Annotated in this window: 18 protein-coding genes, 1 rRNA gene and 1 pseudogene; 9 read left to right on the plus strand and 11 right to left on the minus strand. The window is 43.8% G+C overall.

Annotation, left to right across the window (positions count from 1 at the left end):
• The 3 genes from FTV48_RS11960 to tyrS all read right to left on the minus strand — a co-directional run.
• A 16S ribosomal RNA gene (locus FTV48_RS11960) occupies positions 1 to 221 on the minus strand; the annotation flags it as partial.
• 749 nt (positions 222 to 970) lie between these two features.
• A complete protein-coding gene (locus tag FTV48_RS11965) occupies positions 971 to 1,258 on the minus strand; it encodes a hypothetical protein (protein WP_005173437.1) in 288 nt (95 codons plus the stop codon).
• Positions 1,259 to 1,777: 519 nt separating this feature from the next.
• Positions 1,778 to 2,992 carry a tyrosine--tRNA ligase gene (gene tyrS, locus FTV48_RS11970; protein ID WP_100535507.1) on the minus strand — a complete coding sequence of 405 codons (1,215 nt, stop codon included), beginning with the start codon at positions 2,990 to 2,992 and terminating at the stop codon, positions 1,778 to 1,780.
• Positions 2,993 to 3,072: 80 nt separating this feature from the next.
• On the opposite strand from tyrS, the gene FTV48_RS11975 reads away from it, so the two are divergent.
• Entirely contained in the window at positions 3,073 to 4,200 is a 1,128-nt protein-coding gene (locus FTV48_RS11975; RefSeq protein ID WP_100355773.1) for an anhydro-N-acetylmuramic acid kinase, read from the plus strand.
• A 73-nt stretch (positions 4,201 to 4,273) separates the two neighbouring features.
• Here the strand turns inward: FTV48_RS11975 and FTV48_RS11980 are convergent, their stop codons facing one another.
• The 4 genes from FTV48_RS11980 to FTV48_RS11995 all read right to left on the minus strand — a co-directional run bounded on the left by FTV48_RS11980 (position 4,274) and on the right by FTV48_RS11995 (position 8,367).
• Positions 4,274 to 5,569 (minus strand): lytic murein transglycosylase, encoded by a 1,296-nt coding sequence (locus FTV48_RS11980; protein ID WP_100535508.1) that lies wholly within the window; start codon positions 5,567 to 5,569, stop codon positions 4,274 to 4,276.
• A gap of 595 nt (positions 5,570 to 6,164) precedes the next feature.
• The gene (locus FTV48_RS11985) at positions 6,165 to 7,286 is read right to left on the minus strand and encodes a 5-(carboxyamino)imidazole ribonucleotide synthase (protein ID WP_180000459.1); all 1,122 of its coding nucleotides are present in this window, start codon (positions 7,284 to 7,286) and stop codon (positions 6,165 to 6,167) included.
• A 27-nt stretch (positions 7,287 to 7,313) separates the two neighbouring features.
• A complete protein-coding gene (gene purE / locus FTV48_RS11990; protein WP_005173464.1) occupies positions 7,314 to 7,826 on the minus strand; it encodes a 5-(carboxyamino)imidazole ribonucleotide mutase in 513 nt (170 codons plus the stop codon).
• A 199-nt stretch (positions 7,827 to 8,025) separates the two neighbouring features.
• On the minus strand, positions 8,026 to 8,367 hold the full coding sequence (locus FTV48_RS11995) for a DMT family protein (protein WP_074384157.1): 342 nt from the start codon (positions 8,365 to 8,367) through the stop codon (positions 8,026 to 8,028).
• Positions 8,368 to 8,609: 242 nt separating this feature from the next.
• Between FTV48_RS11995 and mpl the strand changes: the two genes are divergently transcribed.
• Positions 8,610 to 9,974: a UDP-N-acetylmuramate:L-alanyl-gamma-D-glutamyl-meso-diaminopimelate ligase gene (mpl, locus tag FTV48_RS12000; RefSeq protein WP_159138912.1), complete on the plus strand. Its 1,365-nt coding sequence runs from the start codon at positions 8,610 to 8,612 to the stop codon at positions 9,972 to 9,974.
• Positions 9,975 to 10,280: 306 nt separating this feature from the next.
• Positions 10,281 to 11,363: a zinc-dependent alcohol dehydrogenase family protein gene (locus tag FTV48_RS12005; RefSeq protein WP_005173470.1), complete on the plus strand. Its 1,083-nt coding sequence runs from the start codon at positions 10,281 to 10,283 to the stop codon at positions 11,361 to 11,363.
• Positions 11,364 to 11,504: 141 nt separating this feature from the next.
• Here the strand turns inward: FTV48_RS12005 and FTV48_RS12010 are convergent, their stop codons facing one another.
• Positions 11,505 to 11,795 (minus strand): GNAT family N-acetyltransferase, encoded by a 291-nt coding sequence (locus tag FTV48_RS12010; RefSeq protein WP_005173472.1) that lies wholly within the window; start codon positions 11,793 to 11,795, stop codon positions 11,505 to 11,507.
• A gap of 24 nt (positions 11,796 to 11,819) precedes the next feature.
• Positions 11,820 to 12,104 (minus strand): GNAT family N-acetyltransferase, encoded by a 285-nt coding sequence (locus tag FTV48_RS12015; RefSeq protein ID WP_005173474.1) that lies wholly within the window; start codon positions 12,102 to 12,104, stop codon positions 11,820 to 11,822.
• A 153-nt stretch (positions 12,105 to 12,257) separates the two neighbouring features.
• Here FTV48_RS12015 and FTV48_RS12020 point away from each other — a divergent pair, with 153 nt between their 5' ends.
• From FTV48_RS12020 to FTV48_RS12040, 5 genes are all read left to right on the plus strand, one after another.
• The gene (locus FTV48_RS12020) at positions 12,258 to 13,451 is read left to right on the plus strand and encodes a sugar transporter (RefSeq protein ID WP_180000460.1); all 1,194 of its coding nucleotides are present in this window, start codon (positions 12,258 to 12,260) and stop codon (positions 13,449 to 13,451) included.
• A gap of 331 nt (positions 13,452 to 13,782) precedes the next feature.
• Positions 13,783 to 14,748 carry a TerC family protein gene (locus FTV48_RS12025; RefSeq protein ID WP_100329858.1) on the plus strand — a complete coding sequence of 322 codons (966 nt, stop codon included), beginning with the start codon at positions 13,783 to 13,785 and terminating at the stop codon, positions 14,746 to 14,748.
• A 187-nt stretch (positions 14,749 to 14,935) separates the two neighbouring features.
• Positions 14,936 to 16,273 (plus strand): guanine deaminase, encoded by a 1,338-nt coding sequence (gene guaD, locus FTV48_RS12030; RefSeq protein ID WP_180000461.1) that lies wholly within the window; start codon positions 14,936 to 14,938, stop codon positions 16,271 to 16,273.
• Between the two features lie 218 nt (positions 16,274 to 16,491).
• A complete protein-coding gene (hpt, locus tag FTV48_RS12035; protein ID WP_100355776.1) occupies positions 16,492 to 17,019 on the plus strand; it encodes a hypoxanthine phosphoribosyltransferase in 528 nt (175 codons plus the stop codon).
• Between the two features lie 172 nt (positions 17,020 to 17,191).
• Complete coding sequence (locus FTV48_RS12040) at positions 17,192 to 17,449, plus strand: GlsB/YeaQ/YmgE family stress response membrane protein (RefSeq protein ID WP_005173486.1); 258 nt, start codon at positions 17,192 to 17,194, stop codon at positions 17,447 to 17,449.
• Positions 17,450 to 17,526: 77 nt separating this feature from the next.
• Here the strand turns inward: FTV48_RS12040 and FTV48_RS12045 are convergent, their stop codons facing one another.
• A complete protein-coding gene (locus tag FTV48_RS12045; protein WP_180000462.1) occupies positions 17,527 to 18,228 on the minus strand; it encodes a DsbC family protein in 702 nt (233 codons plus the stop codon).
• A gap of 414 nt (positions 18,229 to 18,642) precedes the next feature.
• Between FTV48_RS12045 and FTV48_RS12050 the strand changes: the two genes are divergently transcribed.
• Entirely contained in the window at positions 18,643 to 19,788 is a 1,146-nt protein-coding gene (locus FTV48_RS12050; protein ID WP_180000464.1) for an MFS transporter, read from the plus strand.
• Between the two features lie 338 nt (positions 19,789 to 20,126).
• On the opposite strand, the pseudogene FTV48_RS12055 reads toward FTV48_RS12050, so the two are convergent.
• A pseudogene (locus FTV48_RS12055) lies at positions 20,127 to 20,241 on the minus strand (IS5/IS1182 family transposase); the annotation flags it as partial.

Consider the following 20,241-nt stretch of genomic DNA (forward strand, 5'->3'; position numbering starts at 1 on the left):
CTATTAGCGCAAGGCCCGAAGGTCCCCTGCTTTCTCCCGTAGGACGTATGCGGTATTAGCATCCCTTTCGAGATGTTGTCCCCCACTAATAGGCAGATTCCTAAGCATTACTCACCCGTCCGCCGCTAGGTTAGGTAGCAAGCTACCTTTCCCCGCTCGACTTGCATGTGTTAAGCCTGCCGCCAGCGTTCAATCTGAGCCATGATCAAACTCTTCAGTTTAAAATCAGTAGCACCTTAAAGGGTGCCAATCTTGGCTCATCAATTTTCTGACAAATATTTCTCAAATAAACTTCGAGTAATTTCTACCATCAATCAATGAAAATAATTTCGATCAATCAACCAGTAAAAATCCACACAAGTTGTTCTTCATAATCTCTTAATGATCTTTCTAACACCTCGTCAGTGCCAGAAGCTGGACTTCGATATACTTAACAACTCAGCAATCTGCTTCGTTCGTTTCCGTCTATCTCGTCGGTATGGGTGCATTCTAGAGGATTTCAGAATCATTGCAACCCCCTATTCACTATATTTTTCACGTATGTCTTTTTTTTCTACAAAAAATCCTAAAAAATCGCTTTTTTATCTAATTTTTAAGCGTTTTTATGCAATAAATGCACTAAACACATCATTTTATTTTTATAAGCCAAAATTTAATTAGACTTAAAAGCGATCAATATAATAGCTAGAGCAGTAATTTTTGCTGTTTATCCTTAAATAATGCTTTTTATCTCGTTCAACTCCCAGAAACAAAACCAAATCATGACATATTAGCGAAACCAACGATTCTTTCCCTTCGACTTGGTAGTTCATTCGCACTTTTTCAGTGAAACTTCTTATAAAAGCATATCGGTATCTTAGGCTATAAAGACGTTATTCAATGATTTTGGTGTTTGGGTATAAGGCCGCACAAGCTTGCTTATCTATATAGATATAGAGATAGAACATATCAGCAGGTTAATTCTATTCAGTTACTTTTCCTGCTTGCGCTGCCCAAGCCAGTATTGCATGACTTCTATAATTATGTCTTTTTTGCCCTGATAGTCTTCAGCAACAAAGAATAGTTTTGCACGTCGCGGTAAACGCTCTTCAATCAGGGAAAATAGATAGTAATTCGCAGCCAGATCAAGCTGCATAAATAAGTTATAGACAGGGATATAACGTTGCTGTTTTTGTTCGGCAGACTGATATTCAAATAAGAAACTTAAAATACAATCAATGTCTTCATCAAAAATATTTTCTGTTGGATAGCGATACATCGAACCCCCTCTGCTTTCTTTTTATATTGTGCTGTCTTTTGCGAACCAATATAGTCAGCCACCCTTTAGCTAGCAAAACAACACTTAATTAGAGGATGAATTCTAGGTGGAATGTCCTCCAAGAAAATAATACCTGCGGTTTTAAAGGTTCAGAATGAAATCGCTACAAATAAAAAAGGAAGAGATCTCTCCCAAAATCTCCTCCTTAGAATTGAATCTTTACCCGATCCATTATGTCATTATTATAGTTATTCACTTTAAAGCTTAAAAAAGAGTCTCTTGGGGAAGAGACCTTATAAATTGTGGAGTTGTCTTATTATCACCCTCTAGATGCTTTGAACCAATTCTCTAGATGAATAAATCCTATAGATAATAAACCCGAAAAGCAAGCAATTTGGGAAAATTTAACTCTTGTTTTTATAGGGTTTTTTTTGAAGTTGCTTATTTGCTTTATGAATATAGGACATCAATAAAAAAGCAGACCGAAGCCTGCTTTTATTTCAATAACTTATCAATTTTTTAATCGGTGAAAGTAACTTTCGCAATCGCTTTTTTGCTGGCCTGAACGATCAAGGTCAGATTTTCCTTAACCGAATAAGAACTATCTACAGTGTGCCAATCCACTTTCACCGCGCCACGACCTAAAGCATCTTTGGCTTGGGCCGCATTCTTGGTCAAACCTGCTTCACGTAAAATTGAAGTAATAAAGATTTCACCACCAAACTCACCACGTGAAATAGTCACTTCTGGCGTACCTTCCGGTAATTCACCCTCAGTAATGATATTACCTGCACCTTTATGTGCATGCGCAGCAGCGTCGCTTCCGTGGAAACGCTCAACCAGCTCCAGCGCAAGAATCTTTTTCACCTCTTGAGGATTACGGCCTTCAGCAATTTCTTTTAGCAACTGCTGAATTTCTTCAATTGATTTAAAGCTGAGCAGATCAAAATAACGCTCAATCAATGCATCCGGCATTGAAAGCACTTTTTGATACATCGCACCTGGCGCATCAAATACACCAATATAGTTGCCTAAAGATTTAGACATTTTATTCACGCCATCTAAACCTTCAAGAATAGGCACCGTAATACACACTTGTGCTTCCTGATCATAACGACCTTGTAGCGTACGCCCCATCAACAGGTTAAAGGTCTGGTCTGTACCGCCCAACTCTACGTCCGCTTCTAAAGCCACCGAATCATAACCTTGTACCAATGGATACAAGAATTCGTGAATCGCGATCGGCTGTTGACTGTTATAACGCTTGGTAAAGTCGTCACGCTCCAACATACGCGCCACAGTTTGCTGTGATGCCAATTGAATTAAATCAGCCGCGGTTTTTTGTGCAAACCATTCCGAGTTAAATACAACTTTGGTTTTGTTTGGATCAAGAATTTTAAACACTTGTTCTTGATAGGTTTTTGCATTTTCTAAAACTTGTTCACGTGATAATGGTGGACGTGTAGCACTTTTACCTGTTGGATCACCGATCATCGCCGTGTAGTCACCGATCAGGAAGAATACTTCGTGGCCCAAATCCTGAAATACTTTTAACTTGTTGATGAGAACCGTATGACCTAAGTGCAGGTCAGGCGCAGTTGGGTCAAAACCTGCTTTAATTTTTAATGGACGATTCTTTTTTAATTTCTTAAGAAGGTCTTCTTCAGAAATAATTTCATGGGTGCCTCGTTGAATGAGGGCAAGTTGTTCTTCAGCCGGCAGGAAATTTGACATCACAAAATCCAATACATCAGTTACTCAATTTGTGCGATATACTAACACTTTTTCAGCATATTGCAGGCTTAAGAATAACCATGACAGCGATCTATATTGGGGTAATGACCGGCACAAGCATGGATGGTGTCGATATTGTTGCTGCTTCTTTTGATCCTTTACAGCTTCATGCCACACTCACTTTGGCATTCGATCCTGACCTGCGGCATGAGCTGATGGCACTGACTTTGCCCGATGACAATGAAATTGACCGTATGGGCAAGGCCGATGTGGCCTTGGCAGAAATGATTGGTCATGGTATCAACCAACTGATTGAAAACAACCAGTTAGATAAATCTAAAATTAAAGCCATTGGCTCACATGGTCAGACCATCCGCCATCGCCCTGAGCATGGTTTTACCCTGCAAATTGGTGACCCCAATATTATTACCGAAATCACCCAGATTCCGGTGATTTCAGATTTCCGTCGTCGTGATTTGGCGGCTGGCGGTCAAGGCGCACCATTGGTGCCGGCCTTTCATCAGGATATTTTCCAGCATGACAGCATTCACCGGGTGATTTTAAATCTGGGCGGGATTGCTAATGTCAGCCTGTTACCTGCCGGAAAGCCTGATGATGTTTATGGCTTTGATACAGGGCCGGCCAACATTCTGATGGATGCCTGGTGCGCGCGTTATACCGGCCAGCCTTATGATGAAAATGGCAATTGGGCCGCTTATGGTACGCCGATTCGCAGCCTGCTGGATCGTTTACAGTCACACGAATTTTTCTCTAAAGAACCGCCTAAAAGTACCGGCCGTGAAGACTTTAACCTGGAATGGCTGGATGAACAGATTGCCGACTGGCGCAATGACCTGCAATACGATGAACTGGAAGATACCCCGGAAAATGTGCAGGCGACCTTATTAAAGCTCACCACCCGTGCCATTAAAAAAGCCATTTATCGTTCTGGCATGGATACTGGACAAGTTTTCGTGTGTGGTGGTGGCGCTTATAATTCTTATTTACTTGAGCAACTGCGCTGGCGCTTACGCAAACATGAATGGAGCATACAAACCACGGCTGATTTGGGCCTCAGTCCGACCTGGGTAGAAGCCACCGCCTTTGCCTGGCTGGCGATGCGTTTTATCAAGCAACTCAATGGCAACCTGCCAGCGGTGACCGGTGCTTTAGGCTACCGTGTTCTGGGAACCATTACTGCTATTTAAACCCGACCAGAGCAATCTAAAGTTATAAAAAAAGGTCTGCATTTATACAGACCTTTTTCATTTTCAATCTTACTTATTGCATCATCAGTTTGGCATTTTCATTACGGAACGCACGCAGAATCTGCTGGCCGGCGCGGCCGGTCGGACTCAAGCCTAAACGCTGCTGTTCCTGACGAATCGCCTGACGGGTTTTATCACCGATCAGACCATCCACCGCACCAATGTCATAGCCACGATTTAGTAAAAATTGCTGAATCTCGCGACGTTCTGAACGCGAAGTACCCGCGTCATCGGTTGGCCAAGATGTGCTGAAGCTCCCTTTACCCTGTAAACGATCAGATAAATGCGCAATCGCCAAGGCATAACTTTCTGCTGCATTATAGCTATAAATGGCATCAAAGTTTCTAAAGACCAGGAACACCGGGCCATTCGGGCCGGCAGGCGCAAGCAAGCCAGCTTGAGAAGACGCTGATAAATTCCCTTGAATTAAAGGGGAACCATCGGCACGCACTACACCACGGCTAATCCAGCTATTCAGTGATTTTTTATTGCGACGGCCTTCATTTGAGATTGACATGCCTTGCGGGATTTTTACTTCAAAACCCCAAGGCTGTCCGGTCTGCCAACCACGCTTGCTTAAAAAGTTGGCGGTTGATGCCAAAGCATCCGGAATACTACTGACCAGATCACGGCGGCCATCGCCATCAAAATCGACCGCAAGCTCATCATAGGTCGATGGCATAAACTGGGTATGACCAAAAGCTCCAGCCCATGAACCTTTCAGCTGATCCTCTCGTACATCACCGCGCTGTAACAGTTTCATCGTGGTAAAAAACTCACCACGGAAATAACTCTGGCGTCGCCCTTCACAGCTCAATGTTCCCAGAGCCTGCAATAAAGGATAGCGACCGGAAATATCACCAAAATTACTTTCTACACCCCATACCGCGACAATCGTTTCTGCAGGCACGCCATAGGCTGCGGAAACACGATTTAAGACTTCGCGATGTTGCTGTAATTTTTGCCGGCCGAGCTGAACCCGCTCTTCATCGACCAAACCAGACAAATAGTCCCAAATCGGGGTAGAAAATTCCGGTTGATAGTTTAAACGTTCAATTACGGAATAATCAGGCGTTAAATTTTGCGTATAACGGTCATAGCTGCCTGCACTAACACCTTTTGCTACAGCCTGACTACGTAAATTCGCCAAACAGTTTTGAAAATTATTCTGGGCAGGGAAATTTGACGGGCTGCTGGCCGCTGAAGGCAAAGTAGTCGTGTCGACACGCTGACCATTAATAATCAGCTCGGCATTTGCCTGAGAAACAGCCAAGAATAAAGAACCAACCACAAGCGCAAAACGTTGCATAAGACCCTTGAATATTTAGATTTTGAATTATGTTCTTAACATAGCAGCTCAATCTAAAAATTAAAGCTCAAATAGGTAAATTTAAATTCATAATTTCTGCACTTTTGAATTCATTTTGTAGTTTTAAATTTAAATAACTTATCCACAACTTGTTTTTAAATTCAAAAAGCAGCGGTGCTGTTTGAATTTAAATTTAAAATCTAGGAAACAACCTTTAAATTCAAAACCTTCTTTGTGGATAACTTAGTATAAACAGGATTAATCAGATATTTATCAAGGTCTTGTTTTGTGAATTAAAAAACAGGGTGACTTGGTTTATTTTTAAATTTAAAACTTTGAATTCAAAGTAGCGGTTTGAATTTAAATTCATATTTTGAATTCATTTAAACTTTAAATTCAAAGTATTTCTCTGTGGTCTGTGAATCTTCATTTAGACTCTTTTATGTATACGCAATTGTTTATTTTACAATCAATTGAAAAATATTATGATCCGATAAATGGCAGGCATTTTCGAAGAGGCGCAATCATGCCTGAATCTGGAGAAATAAAAAAGCGACCACCGAAGTGATCGCTTTTTTTATCAGCAAGATAGCGCTTAAATGGTCATATCTTCGCTCAATGCCAGTGGATTCGGTAAAATCTTTGCCAGTTGACGGCATAAAGTCGTCAGCTGAGTACTGTCGGTTGGCATCAGGGTAATGTGACCAATCTTACGACCTTCACGCTCTGACTTGTTATACAGATGCAAATGCGCACCTTCTAAAGCCAGAACATCTGCAGATTTTGGATGCTGTCCGATGATATTCACCAGTACGCTTGGACGAATCACTTCCGTTGAACCCAGTGGCAGACCGGCCACCGCACGAATATGGTTTTCGAACTGTGAGCAGACTGCACCTTCAATCGACCAGTGCCCTGAGTTATGCACACGTGGTGCCATCTCGTTTGCATATAAGCCTTTGTCTGTCACAAACAGCTCAAGGGTCAAGACGCCCACATAGTTCAGATGATTGAGTAGGCGAGTGATGTAGTCCTGTGCGACCGGCTGCAAGTCTGCACTGTTCGGTGCAGGCACAATCGAGTGCGACAGAATGCCATTGTGATGATGATTTTCAGCCAGGGGCCAGGTTTTTACATCACCATTTTGACCACGTACCGCAATGATCGACACTTCACGTGAGAACGTCACAAAGCTTTCTGCAATCAGTTCACCGGCAGGGCCAAGTTCCGCCCAAGCCTGCTCAATTTGATCAGCACTCCGCAGGACAAATTGACCCTTACCATCGTAACCACCGCGAGAGGTTTTTAATACGATTGGTAAGCCCAGTTCAGCCACAGCAGCCTGTAAACCTTCAAGTGCAGTCACTGCTTTATACGACGCAACAGGAATGTCGAGCGTATCAAACAGGGCTTTTTCAGACAGACGATGCTGTGCAATTGCCAAGGCTTGGCGTGGTGGATGCAGGTCTTTATTTTTCACCAGCACATCCACATCTGCAAGCGGGGTATTTTCAAATTCCAGACTGAATACATCAGCACTGTCAATAAAATCCTGTAGACCATTTTCGGCCTTGCTGGAAATCACTTGACCGAGTGTCGCAGAAGGGCAATCCGTACTTGCTTCAAAGAAAGTACATTGAATATTCAATGGCAATGCCGCTTGCGCCATCATGCGCCCGAGCTGACCGCCGCCAAAAATACCGATGGTTTTATCCATGATGTCTGTCCCGTATGAAGCTTGGTTTTAGTTTTGACCAGGAATGTTATTGCTTGCCACTTTATCTGTTTGTGCCGCACGGAAATCTGCAACATTTTTCGCGATATCAGGGCGGGTCAGACCTAAAATTTGCGCTGCCATAATGGCTGCATTGGTTGCACCGGCAGGGCCAATCGCAAGCGTACCCACCGCAATACCTGCTGGCATTTGTACAATCGAAAGCAAAGAATCGACGCCGTTTAAAATGGATGATTTGACTGGCACACCCAGGACTGGAAGATCAGTCTTTGCCGCACACATGCCCGGCAAATGCGCAGCACCACCCGCACCGGCAATAATCACCTGAATGCCACGATCACGCGCCTGCTCAGCATATTCAAATAAACGGTCAGGAGTACGGTGTGCAGAAACGACTTCAGCTTCAAATGGAACACCAAGCTGCTTGAGCATGTTGGCAGTATGTTCGAGAGTTGCCCAATCTGATTGAGAACCCATGATAATTCCTACTAGAGGAGCATCTTGTGCAGCAGCCGCATTCATTGCAAATTTTCCAGAGATTAAAGTAACAAAAAATAAATCTCGACGAGAGAGCCAAGCTTTAATAGGAGGTGCTTATTATAGACTGATTTTTCGGCTTCATAAAATTTAACGGTCAAAGCAAGGTTCGATTTTTCTTATTTTTTTGGCAGAATATTAAAAACTGGAATAAAAATAGGCCTGTAGTCTGCAAAGCTTTCGATCAGGAACTTCTGAAGACAAAATACACACATCCGCACAGACACAAGGCTGCCCAGAGATAATCCAGTTTAAAGGGCTGCTTAAACATGAAAATCATAAAAGGCACAAAGACCAGCAAGGTCACCACTTCCTGGGTGATTTTCATTTGCCCCACGGCCAGTCCCTGCTGTGCCAGTAATCGGGTGGCCGGAATCATCAGGCTATATTCAAACAGGGCAATCATCCAGCTGAATAAAATTGCCTGCCACAACGGCGCATCATGCGGTAAAAATTTTAAATGCCCATACCATGCCAAGGTCATAAAGCAATTGGCAATCACCAGAAGAAATAAAGCCGGTAACATCGGCATGTACTCTGCAAAAAGATCGGGTTTATTCTACGATTTATTTTGCAAAAAGATATTCTCTAAATTTGAAATTTTCTCTTAATTTATCCGTGAAACAGGATTTAAAAATTCCCGCAGCAATGCTTGAACTTTGACTATCTTTTCCGTGTAAGCCTTGCTATCGTTGCTTGCAAATTGAATAAATCATGATAACCGCACCAATATAAGGTGATGGGTCAGACAGGAACGGAGTGAAGTAGATGCATCTGCATATTTTGGGTATTTGTGGCACTTTTATGGGATCGCTGGCGCTCCTTGCACGCGACCTGGGCCACAAGGTGACAGGTTCAGATTTGAACGTCTATCCACCGATGTCGACCCAACTTGAAAATGCAGGCATCAGCTTGATGCAGGGTTATGAGCGTAGTCACTTGCAGCCGCATCCAGACCTGATCATTGTCGGCAATGCCATGAAGCGTGGTATTGATGCAGTAGAATATATGCTGAATGAAGGCTTGCCTTATATTTCAGGCCCACAGTTCCTGGCAGATCATGTTCTGCAAGGCAAACATGTATTGGGGGTTGCGGGTACACATGGCAAAACCACCACCACAACCATGCTGGCCTGGGTGCTGGATCAAGCCGGTTTAGAGCCAGGCTTCCTGATTGGCGGTGTGCCACTGGGTTTTAGTGAGAGTGCACGTCTCGGTGGTGGCAAATATTTCTGTGTCGAGGCGGATGAATATGATTCGGCTTTCTTCGACAAGCGTTCCAAGTTTGTACATTACCATCCAAAAACGGCGATTTTAAATAACCTTGAATTTGACCATGCCGATATCTTTGATGATCTGGCCGCGATTCAAAAGCAGTTTCATCATTTAGTCCGTACTATTCCAAGCGAAGGCCGCATCATTGCGCCGATTACCGAAAGCAATATCGATGAAGTACTAGAGCAGGGTTGCTGGACACCGGTGGTGCGCACCAGTCTGGATGCCAATCAAAAATCTGAACTGTATGCCGAACAGTTATCGACAGATGGTTCTCACTTTAAAGTCTTGCAACACGGTGTGGTGAAAGGTGAAGTGCAGTGGAGCATGACCGGACAGCATTCGGTGGCCAATGCGCTCGCGACGATTGCAGCTGCCGAGCATGTCGGCGTCTCCATTGAAACCGCCTGTGAAGCTTTATCTAATTTCGGTGGGGTAAAACGCCGTATGGAACTGTTAGGCACAGTCCGTGGTATTGAGGTTTATGATGATTTCGCCCATCATCCGACAGCGATTGATACGACCTTGGAGGGCGCGCGCAAACGTCTGGGTGAACGCAAACTCTGGGCAATTATTGAACCACGCTCCAATACCATGCGTATGGGCAGTCATAAAGAGGGTCTGGCTCATTCAGCACGTCTGGCCGATGCAGTAATCTGGTATCAACCGGAAGGACTGGACTGGGATCTGCAACCGGTCATTAATGCTGCGCCAAATAAAGCCAAAATTGCACGCACACTGGATGACATCATTCAGACCGTGGTAGCAGAGGCAGGTGAGGGCGATGTGGTGGTGATCATGTCAAATGGCGGTTTTGGTGGTTTGCATCAGAAATTGATCAGTGCTTTAAACGCATAAAATAGATGCGTGGATAAGTATGTGAAAAAAGAAGCCCGCGATGCGGGCTTCTTTTTTTAGGGCAATTGTTTTAGCAAAAAGAGAGAATGGCTGTTTTGACCTTCACATTGCATGATGTCAAATTGGCCTAAAATGCCGATCACTCATTAGTCATTACGCATGATGTTTTGTTGCAATCTGAACGCGAGATAGATTGCAGCAGCACATCACTCAAGGCACAATCGAGAAGAACACAGGTATTTATAGACCTGACAGCCAGATCAGAATCAGGTCATTCTCATTCCTCACTCCTTCAGGAGATGTGTCATGACAACAATGAAAGCCATGGTCTATTATGGCGAAAACGACATCCGGTTTGAAGACCGTCCCATTCCAACTATTTTGCATCCCAGCGATGCTGTTATCAAACTCACTAAAGTCACTATTTGTGGTACAGACCTCGGGATCTGGAAAGGTAAAAACCCGGAAATTGAACAGCAAGCCACACGCAAACAGGGCAGTTTTAATGGCCGTATTTTAGGCCATGAAGGCATTGGCATTGTAGAAGAAGTCGGTTCTGCCGTTCAAAACTTCAAAAAAGGCGACCGGGTGATTATTTCCTGTGTCAGCCGCTGTGGAACCTGTGAAAACTGTCAGAAACAGCTGTATGCACATTGTCGCAATGAAGGCGGCTGGATCATGGGCTATATGATTGATGGTACTCATGCCGAATATGTACGCACGCCGTTTGCGGATACTTCTCTTTATCATTTACCTGAAGGGTTAAATGAAGATGTCGCTGTGTTCCTGTCGGATATCTTGCCGACATCACATGAGATTGGTGTGCAATATGGCGATGTCAAACCCGGAGACAATGTGGTGATTGTCGGTGCCGGCCCGATCGGCATGAGCTGCCTGCTGACCGCTCAATTCTATTCACCGGCCAACATCATCATGGTCGATGTCGATGACAACCGACTCGAGTTCGCCAAAACAGTGGGAGCGACGCATAGCATTAACTCCGCGAAAGAAGATGCCATACAACGTGTGCTGGAGCTGACGGATGGGCGAGGGGTCGATTGTGCCATTGAAGCGGTTGGTCTGGAGGCGACCTGGAATATCTGCCAGCATGTAGTCAAAGAGGGTGGACATATTGCCAATGTCGGCGTACATGGCAAATCAGTTAATTTTGAACTGAATAAACTCTGGATTAAAAACCTGACCATCACCACCGGACTGGTCAATGCCAATACCACTGCTATGCTGCTCAAAACCTGCTGTTCCGGTAAATTACCGCTGGAAAAACTGGCGACCCATCACTTTAAATTTAATGAATTTGAAAAAGCTTATGATGTGTTCAAGCATGCAGCCGATGAAAAGGCCTTGAAAGTGATGATCGAACTCAATTAATGCGGGAAAGTAAAAAGTCCGCTTGGCGGACTTTTTTTATTTGTAGCTGGAGTGAAAAATAGGGCATATCACCGCACTACTTATCAGCTTGTATTGAAAGCTCATTAGGCCGTTTTGCTCTTGGCAAATCGATCTAAATGATTAAGTAGAAGAGGCCGCGACATCAGATAAACTTTGGTCACGCTTAAACATCACATCCACATAGGAACATTGCGGAATGATGGTTAAACTTTTTTCACGGGCAAAATCGACCAGCACATCCAGCATTTTTCGGGCAACGCCCTGACCACGCAAGGAATGATCGACCCAGGTATGATCTGCAATAATCACCGAGGCTTCCCGCCATTGATAGGTAATCTCGGCCAGACGTCGACCTTTATCTTCCATAAAAAATACACCACCGCGTTTTGAATCTTGATATTGAATCTGCATAGATCTCCACCTTTATTTTCATTTTTAACTGCTTAACACATCGCTGAAATTAGGATCACGCTCAAATACCGATTGAGCAAAAGGGCATTCCGGAATAATCTTGACCCCTTGCTCACGGGCAAACTTGACCGCTGCTTCGACCAGATAATGTCCGACATGCTGTCCACGCAAACTGTCATCGACCCAGGTATGTTCAATCACCAGTCGATCCTCATCTTTCCAGAAATAGCTCATTTCGGCCAGACGCTTTTCATTTGGCTCGACAAACCATTGACCTTGACTGCCTTGTTGCTGATGCTCAATCAACATCCTCTAAACTCCGTATTTTTAATCCAGACTGACATATTTTTCAGTCGCATATTGTTCGATTTCTTTAAACGATTGTGAATCTGTGCTCTTTCCTGATATCACCGTGCAATGAACAGGTTTAAACTGCCTGTCTGTTGTTTAAGCCAGATATTTATGTCCAGCCCTTCTTTTAGCTCCTCGGTAAGACGTCAATGGATCTGCGTAATTGCGTTAGCCAGTGCCGCCTTTATTTTCAACACCACCGAATTTATTCCCGTGGCCTTACTCAGTGATATTGGTGCAAGTTTTGCCATGTCGGCGACTCAGGTCGGGTTGATGCTGACCATTTATGCCTGGGTCGTGGCTTTATTGTCTTTACCGATGATGCTACTGACCAAAAACATTGAACGACGTTTCTTGTTGATGGTTTTATTTGCGGTCTTCATTTCCAGTCATGTGCTGTCTTATTTTGCCTGGAGTTTCAGTGTTCTGGTATTTAGCCGGATCGGGATTGCAGTAGCGCACGCGCTGTTTTGGTCAATTACCGCTTCGCTTGCAGTACGTGTCGCACCAGCAGGCAAAGAATTTCAAGCCTTGGGTTTATTGGCCACAGGTACTGCCATGGCCATGGTTCTGGGAATTCCCTTTGGTCGCATGATCGGGGAGGCCTATGGCTGGCGCAATAGTTTTGCCTTGATTGCCATCGTCGCCAGCGTGGTCTGCCTGCTACTGGCCAAAACCTTGCCCTTATTACCGAGTGTCAATTCAGGTTCACTCAGCAGCTTGAAAACCTTGTTAAAACGTCCAAGCCTGATGCTGGTATTTGCCCTGACGGTCATTGTAATTAGTGCACAATTCACCGCCTATAGTTATATCGAGCCATTTTCACTGAATATTGCCCAGCTCAGTTCTGTACAGACCACGACTTTATTGCTGGTCTATGGTGGGGCAGGTTTAATCGGCTCTTATCTATTTGGCCGTTTTGCACCACATTTTCCCAAACTTACTATTCCACTGTTCACACTTGGACTGGCTATCTCGTTGCTATTATTGCTGCCGTTGTCCAGCAATGTCTTGCAGTTAAATACCCTGGCTTTACTCTGGGGCGTCAGTATTATTGGTTTCAGTCTGGCCTTACAAGCCAAGACCTTAAATCTGGCCTCCGATGCCACCGACGTGGCCATGGCGATTTATTCTGGCCTGTATAATATTGGAATTGGTGCTGGCGCTTTACTCGGTGGGATCGCAACGGCACAGATCGGCTTGCACAGTATTGGCTGGCTCGGGGCCATCTTGGCCAGTCTGGGTTTTCTCATCACGTTATATTTAATTCGCCGTCCGGATTTTATTGCCCAAAAAATAGCTTGAATCATGCATTTTTGTAAATGAAATTGTAGTCTTAATAAAAATCTGTCATGCTTCTGCATATTGAGCATTTGCTCAAACAGAATTTCGTTTGAACAAGGGGAGTAGCCTCCTCCAAACGTTTAGCAATTGTAGTTCAGATTGTTCAACGTGTCAGAATATCGTCATTACACTTTGCAAAAAGTCGGTATCTGAGCATCTTACTGCGACACTTTCAATGAGAAGTGTAACACTAAGATGTAGGCAAGACCTTGATCATGTTGGTATAGATGTTTTTCATCTGACAACAGGTCAAGGTTTTTTTATGGCCGATTGTCAGATGTGGAGAATTCACATGGAAACAATTGGTACGCTGTGGCTGTATCTTGTCTTTTTCGCGATTGTCGCAGTCATGCTGATCATCGATTTCGTCGGCTTTAAACATCAGCATGGCCAGGAGGTCAAAGTCCGGACTGCGGCCTACTGGAGTATTGCCTGGGTCAGTGTCGCGACTTTATTTGGTGGCGGTTTATGGCTCTATCTGGAGCAGACCGCAGGTACTGCAATTGCCAATGCCAAGGTCATGGAATACTTCGCCGGTTATCTGCTGGAAAAATCCCTGGCAATTGATAACGTCTTTGTCTGGCTGATGATCTTCGCTGCTTTCGCCATTCCACCCGCGCTGCAACGTAAATTGCTGCTCTACGGTGTACTCGGTGCGATTGTCCTCAGAACCATCTTTATTTTTATTGGCGCCTGGTTCGTTCAGGAATTCTCATGGATTTTATATATCTTCGGTGCCTTTCTGGTGTATACCGGCTTTAAATTCCTGCGTGGTCAGGATGAAGAAGAAAGCAATATTGAAGATATGGCGATTCTGAAATGGCTGCGTAAACGTATGCGGATTACCCCGCAACTTGAAGCTGACAAATTCTTTATCCGTAAAGATGGTTTACTGTGGGCAACGCCGTTATTCCTGGTTTTGATTCTGGTCGAAGCCTCGGATGTGATCTTTGCGGTCGATTCTATTCCGGCAATTTTCGCTGTGACCACCGATCCCTTCATTGTACTGACTGCTAACCTGATGGCGATTTTGGGTCTGCGCGCGATGTTCTTCCTGTTATCGGGTGCCGCATCAAAAATGCATTATCTGCCCTATGGCCTCGGGATTATTCTGGTCTTTATCGGCTTTAAAATGCTGATGCTGGATGTATTCCATATGCCAATCTGGATTTCACTGAGCTTTATTGTGATTGTCTTGACGATCACGGCGATCCTGTCGATTCGCCACAGTAAAAAACATAACCAAACCACGCTCTAATAACTGTATAGACGATCATCTTTAGCGTCAAAAAAGTCCGTTCAATCATGAGCGGACTTTTTTTATTGCTCGACTGCCTTACCACAGCTTCGACTTAACTCAGGCAAATGAAGTCAGCATGATCACGTTATAAATCTACTGAAGTGGGTTACAATCTATTGAAAAAATTAAAAGCACAGGTTTTAACATGTCTTCTCAGATTGCAACAACGGCAGTCCGCGGTCGTTTCCTTGATATCCAGCATACAGTTGCCCAGGCACATGAGATTGATGACCAGGTGCGCTATGTAGAAGATGGTCTGATCATCATGCAAGATGGCAAGATTCAATGGTTTGGCAGCTGGGATGAAGGGCAGAAACATCTAGCTGAAAATATCCAGGTCGCCCATTATCCTGAACAGCTGATTGTGCCGGGATTGATCGATACCCATATTCATTTCCCGCAAACCGAGATGGTCGGGGCCTATGGCGAACAACTGCTGGAATGGTTAAATACCTATACTTTTCCAACAGAAATCCAGTTTGCAGATACAGCCTATAGCGAAAAAATCGCCGAATTTTTTGTGCAGGAATTGCTTAAAAATGGCACCACCACGGCACTGGTCTTCTGTACCGTACATCCTGAATCAGTAGATGCTTTGTTTACAGCGGCGAGCCGCAGAAATATGCGTCTGATCGCCGGTAAAGTCTTGATGGACCGACATGCACCGGAAGCGCTGACAGATACAGCAGAAAGCGCTTATACCGATTCTAAAGCGCTGATTGAAAAATGGCATGGGCAGGGCCGTAACCTGTATGCCATTACCCCTCGCTTTGCCCCGACGTCCACCAATGAACAACTTGAAAAAGCAGGTCAGCTCAAAGCCGAATATCCAGATATCTATGTACATACCCATTTAAGTGAAAATAAAAATGAAATTGCCTGGGTCAAAGAGTTATTTCCGGAACGTAAAGGCTACCTGGATGTCTATCATCACTATGGTTTAACCGGTGCAAAATCAGTGTTTGCACATTGTGTACACCTGGAAGAGCAGGAGTGGGATTGCATGCAGCAGACCAATTCAGCGATTGCCTTTTGTCCGACCTCAAACCTGTTTCTGGGCAGTGGTTTATTCCCATTAAAGAAAGCGTGGGACAAGCAGGTGAAAGTTGGTCTGGGTACCGACATCGGGGCAGGCACCTCGTTTAACCAGCTACAGACCTTAAATGAAGCCTACAAAGTGCAGCAATTGCAGGGAGAAAAACTCTCTGCTTTTGAAGCCTTGTATCATGCCACCTTAGGCGGTGCTAAAGCCTTAAGTCTGGACGATCGTTTGGGGAACTTTAATATCGGCAAGGAGGCGGACTTTGTGGTGCTGGATCTAAATGCCACCGCTTTACAGCAGTTACGCCAAAGCAGAGCAAAAAATATTGAAGATGCATTTTTTGCACTGACCATGCTCGGCGATGACCGTAATATTGCAGTGACCTATGTCTACGGAGAAGCTGTCTATGTCAAAGCCCGATGTACCCGCTCAGACAACTAAAACCCAGCACCGCCATCGCTGGCTGATCGTCTCTGCCATGTTGCTGACCTGTACTTTCATCCTGCGCAGGGATTCGCAGGCAGCAAAGAAATGATTACATTTACAGCATGCAAAACAGGTGCATCTGCAGTAGGGATGTATTAAAATTACAGTGTATTCAGGTGTTGCAGGTCAACACCTTTTTTATTTTGCTATTTTTACTTTTTAGGTATCTACCCATGACCGTTCAAATGAGCGTAATGATTTCCGCTGAAGAAATTCAAGCTAAAGTCAAAGAGCTTGGTGCTCAAATCGATGCACACTATGCCCATAGTGACAAAGACCTTGTGCTCATCGGTTTATTACGTGGTTCAGTAATTTTTATGGCCGATTTGTGTCGGGTGATTTCCAAACCTCATGAACTGGATTTCATGACGGTATCCAGTTATGGCGGTGGCACCGTATCTTCGCGTGATGTAAAAATTCTGAAAGATTTAGACGGCGAAATCCGTGGCAAAGACGTGCTGGTGGTTGAAGATATTATTGACTCGGGTAATACCTTGAGCAAGGTGCTGGAAATCCTGCAAACCCGCCAACCGAACTCGATTCAACTGTGTACTTTGGTAAGTAAACCATCACGTCGTGAAATCGATTTAAAGGTCGAATTTTTGGGCTTTGAAGTTGAAGATAAATTTATCGTAGGTTATGGTCTGGACTATGACCAGAAGTATCGTCATCTGCCATTTATTGGTGAAATCGGTCTTTAAAATTTATTTAAAAAAGTGGCTTAGGCCACTTTTTTTATGTCTCAAATAGACAGAAAAACAGGAACAAAAAATAACATCTCGTTTCAGGATTCAACTTTTTTTGCTTCCTATTCTGTTTCAAGATAATTAAACATGATGTAAAAACAAAGACATGATAATAAGGAGCATACCTATGTGGACAATTATTGTTGCGATTGTCATTGGTTTTATCGCGGGTCTGATTGCACGTGCAATTCATCCGGGTAATGACAAGGCAGGCTTTATCATGACGACCCTGTTAGGTATTGCCGGTTCCTTATTGGCTACATTTGCTGGTCGTATGCTCGGTCTTTATTCGGCAGATTCTGCAGCAGGTCTGATTGCTTCCGTGATTGGTGCGGTGATTATTCTGTTTATTTATAACATGCTGACCAAACGCCGTACGGTCTAAGCGGTTCTGGCTCAATCTGAGCAGTTCCAGTAAAAGCACCCAGTCGGGTGCTTTTTGCTCTTGTATATCTCTCAACTTTATAGTGAAAATTCCTTAAAAATCTGTTCGATCTGTTCTGCCGGATAGGCCCCCATGACTTTAAAACCATTCGAGAAAATAATTGCTGGTGTCCCATTCACACCCAAAGACTGGGCCAGTTTTTTATTCCGTTCAATCGGATTGGCACAACTTTTTTTCGATTTTGGTAGGCTACCTTGAGTGATCAGATCGTCCCAGGCCTGAGCCGGATTAGACGCGCAATACACCTGTTTTGAAGGCGCAACCGATTGTGGCTTTAAAGGCAGAATAAAAGTATAAATCGTCACATCCTTGAGTTTTTTCAACTCTACTTCAAGCTGTTTACAATACGGGCAATTTGGGTCAGAAAAGATCGCAATCTGACGTTTACCCGTACCTCTTACACTTTTCACAGCATCCTGAAGCGGCAATTTTTTCCAGTCAACACTGTTCTGTTTTAGCATCAAATCACGGGTCAGATTATGCTGATCCTGAATCCGCAGCATCGACCCAGCAAGCAGATGCTGGGCATCTTCATTCAGATAAACCACTTGACCCTGCATAAAACCACTGTAGATGCCCTTCATTTCCGTGGTCTGGATATTTTCGATTTTTAAATTGGGGCTATTCTTTGCCAGATTGGCTTTTACCATATCAATATTAGCGAATGCGAAGCTTGAAACAAATGTACTTAAAGCAATAATCAGTGTTTTTTTTAACATGAATGTTCTACATGAATCAGATAAAAATATGCTTCGATTCTAATGGGTCTGCTTTTAAATTACCCACGGATTTATGTTACTGTTTATTCCAAGTTTAATCAGTGAATTATGTTTCACGTGGAACAGAAGCGATAAAAGAAGCTTAAATGACGGACAAAAAGAAATTCTTGCATGAGATTACATTCTGGTTAAGATTTTATATCTTATAAAATAATATATTATTTTATTGATATATATAAACACATCTATTTGATTTAAAATCTTTTACTGATTCGCCCTTGACCATGTTTCTTGGCCCGCTCTACACTGCATATACTTTTCTTTTTCTTCGCTATGCCCTGACATGGATTGGCCAAGGATCAACACTATAACGGCATGTTCATGACAACAATAACCACTTGGCGACCCTTCTGGATGGTCAGCCTGGCTTTAATCATGGGAACGATTGGTACTGCTTTGGCGAGTCCACTCTATCCGATTTATCAACAACTCTGGAATTTATCCCCAAGCCAGATTACCTATATTTTTGTCGCCTATATGTTTGGCTGTCTGGGCACCTTATTGTTCCTGGGGCGCACCAGCAATAGCATTGGCTTTTTAAAAACTCTACAAATTGGCCTCGTGTTTATTAGTCTGGGTTTGATTATTTCGGTCTTTGCCAATAATGCCCTGATTTTATCTCTGGGCCGTTTCATTATCGGGATTGCCTCTGGTTTGATGACGACTTCTGCCATGCTTGGCATGATGCAGACCATTCCGGAGAGTCATAAGCAGCTTGCGCCGCAATGGGTCTCTATTTTGACTGCGATTGGCTTTGGTCTGGGTCCGTTTATCGGGGGAGTCATTGCGCAGTTTTCTCAAGCCCCGCTGGTGACTCCCTATATTCCAATTATTGTTGGAGCAGTGCTTTGTTTTATCGGCTTATTCTGGTTAAAAGTGCCTGCTTTTGAGCGTCAGCCCTTTAGTATCGCCCCCAAATTACAACGTCCTGAGGCTCAATATCATGCTGTATTTATGATCATTGGGTTCACTGCATTTAGTGCCTTTGCTGCCTTTAGTTTATTTGCCTCACTTTCACCTTCTTTTGTGCAAGATATTTTACCGTGGCATGGTCCTTTAGTAAGTGGTACCGCCATTACCTGTATTCTGCTGGTATCTGCAGTGGTGCAATACCTGGCCAAAGCGGTGGCTGCAAAAAAATGTCTGAATATCGGCTTGGTCATGATGCTGATTAGTCTGCTCAGCCTTGCATTGTGTATGTTGCTTAAGGCAAGTTTCTTATTCTTCGTGAGCGATCTCTTATTTGGTATTGGGCATGGTTTTGCCCTGATGGGGGCTTTTGGCGTGATTCATGCTATCACCACTTTGCAAAACCGGGCCGCGGTGATGTCGACCTACTTGTTTATTGGCTATTTGGGCACCATTGTGCCGATTCTTGCGGTGGGTTACTTGGCCGACCATTTTGGATTAAATTTCGCTGTGATCAGCTTCTGTGTGGCGATGAGTGCTTTATGTGTCGTACTCTGGTTATGCCACCAGAAGCTCAGTGTAAAAGCTTAAAATAGCCCTCTGATGAGGTAATGCTGATCAGTTAAGGAGTTTAGAAATAGACTCTTTAACTTTTTAGTCGTTCACGACGGAGTCTTCACCTTATAAATCAAATACTTGAAAATAATTTGTTACTTTGGTTTCGCCCAAATGAGAAGCGAAGCTTCGCAAGGAAGGCATCTTGCGGAGCAACATTCCTCACCGCAAAACTCGTCAGCCACCATCGACTAGTAAATTTGTCGCAGAAACAATCATTTTTAAATCTAGTCCTGCCTCAAACAGTTGCGGATGACTTTTCTACTTGTCAAATATGATCATGAATTTAAAAAAGAAAATACTAGGGTGTGTCCTCATTTGGCTTTGCACCAAATAAATATACAGGCTATACGAATCATAGATTTATAATTGCGTGCCAGTTTATCAAATCGAGTTGCAATAGCACGGAAATGTTTTAATCTCGCAAAA

It is taken from the genome of Acinetobacter sp. YH18001, assembly GCF_013416975.1.
GTDB lineage: Bacteria > Pseudomonadota > Gammaproteobacteria > Pseudomonadales > Moraxellaceae > Acinetobacter > Acinetobacter pseudolwoffii.

Excerpts from the sequence above, each read along its gene's own strand:
- FTV48_RS11965 (WP_005173437.1), bottom strand. The coding sequence starts at position 1,258 with ATGTATCGCTATCCAACAGAAAATATTTTTGATGAAGACATTGATTGT.
- tyrS (WP_100535507.1), bottom strand. The coding sequence starts at position 2,992 with ATGTCAAATTTCCTGCCGGCTGAAGAACAACTTGCCCTCATTCAACGA.
- FTV48_RS11975 (WP_100355773.1), top strand. The coding sequence starts at position 3,073 with ATGACAGCGATCTATATTGGGGTAATGACCGGCACAAGCATGGATGGT.
- FTV48_RS11980 (WP_100535508.1), bottom strand. The coding sequence starts at position 5,569 with ATGCAACGTTTTGCGCTTGTGGTTGGTTCTTTATTCTTGGCTGTTTCT.
- FTV48_RS11985 (WP_180000459.1), bottom strand. The coding sequence starts at position 7,286 with ATGGATAAAACCATCGGTATTTTTGGCGGCGGTCAGCTCGGGCGCATG.
- purE (WP_005173464.1), bottom strand. The coding sequence starts at position 7,826 with ATGAATGCGGCTGCTGCACAAGATGCTCCTCTAGTAGGAATTATCATG.
- FTV48_RS11995 (WP_074384157.1), bottom strand. The coding sequence starts at position 8,367 with ATGTTACCGGCTTTATTTCTTCTGGTGATTGCCAATTGCTTTATGACC.
- mpl (WP_159138912.1), top strand. The coding sequence starts at position 8,610 with ATGCATCTGCATATTTTGGGTATTTGTGGCACTTTTATGGGATCGCTG.
- FTV48_RS12005 (WP_005173470.1), top strand. The coding sequence starts at position 10,281 with ATGACAACAATGAAAGCCATGGTCTATTATGGCGAAAACGACATCCGG.
- FTV48_RS12010 (WP_005173472.1), bottom strand. The coding sequence starts at position 11,795 with ATGCAGATTCAATATCAAGATTCAAAACGCGGTGGTGTATTTTTTATG.
- FTV48_RS12015 (WP_005173474.1), bottom strand. The coding sequence starts at position 12,104 with ATGTTGATTGAGCATCAGCAACAAGGCAGTCAAGGTCAATGGTTTGTC.
- FTV48_RS12020 (WP_180000460.1), top strand. The coding sequence starts at position 12,258 with ATGTCCAGCCCTTCTTTTAGCTCCTCGGTAAGACGTCAATGGATCTGC.
- FTV48_RS12025 (WP_100329858.1), top strand. The coding sequence starts at position 13,783 with ATGGAAACAATTGGTACGCTGTGGCTGTATCTTGTCTTTTTCGCGATT.
- guaD (WP_180000461.1), top strand. The coding sequence starts at position 14,936 with ATGTCTTCTCAGATTGCAACAACGGCAGTCCGCGGTCGTTTCCTTGAT.
- hpt (WP_100355776.1), top strand. The coding sequence starts at position 16,492 with ATGACCGTTCAAATGAGCGTAATGATTTCCGCTGAAGAAATTCAAGCT.
- FTV48_RS12040 (WP_005173486.1), top strand. The coding sequence starts at position 17,192 with ATGTGGACAATTATTGTTGCGATTGTCATTGGTTTTATCGCGGGTCTG.
- FTV48_RS12045 (WP_180000462.1), bottom strand. The coding sequence starts at position 18,228 with ATGTTAAAAAAAACACTGATTATTGCTTTAAGTACATTTGTTTCAAGC.
- FTV48_RS12050 (WP_180000464.1), top strand. The coding sequence starts at position 18,643 with ATGGTCAGCCTGGCTTTAATCATGGGAACGATTGGTACTGCTTTGGCG.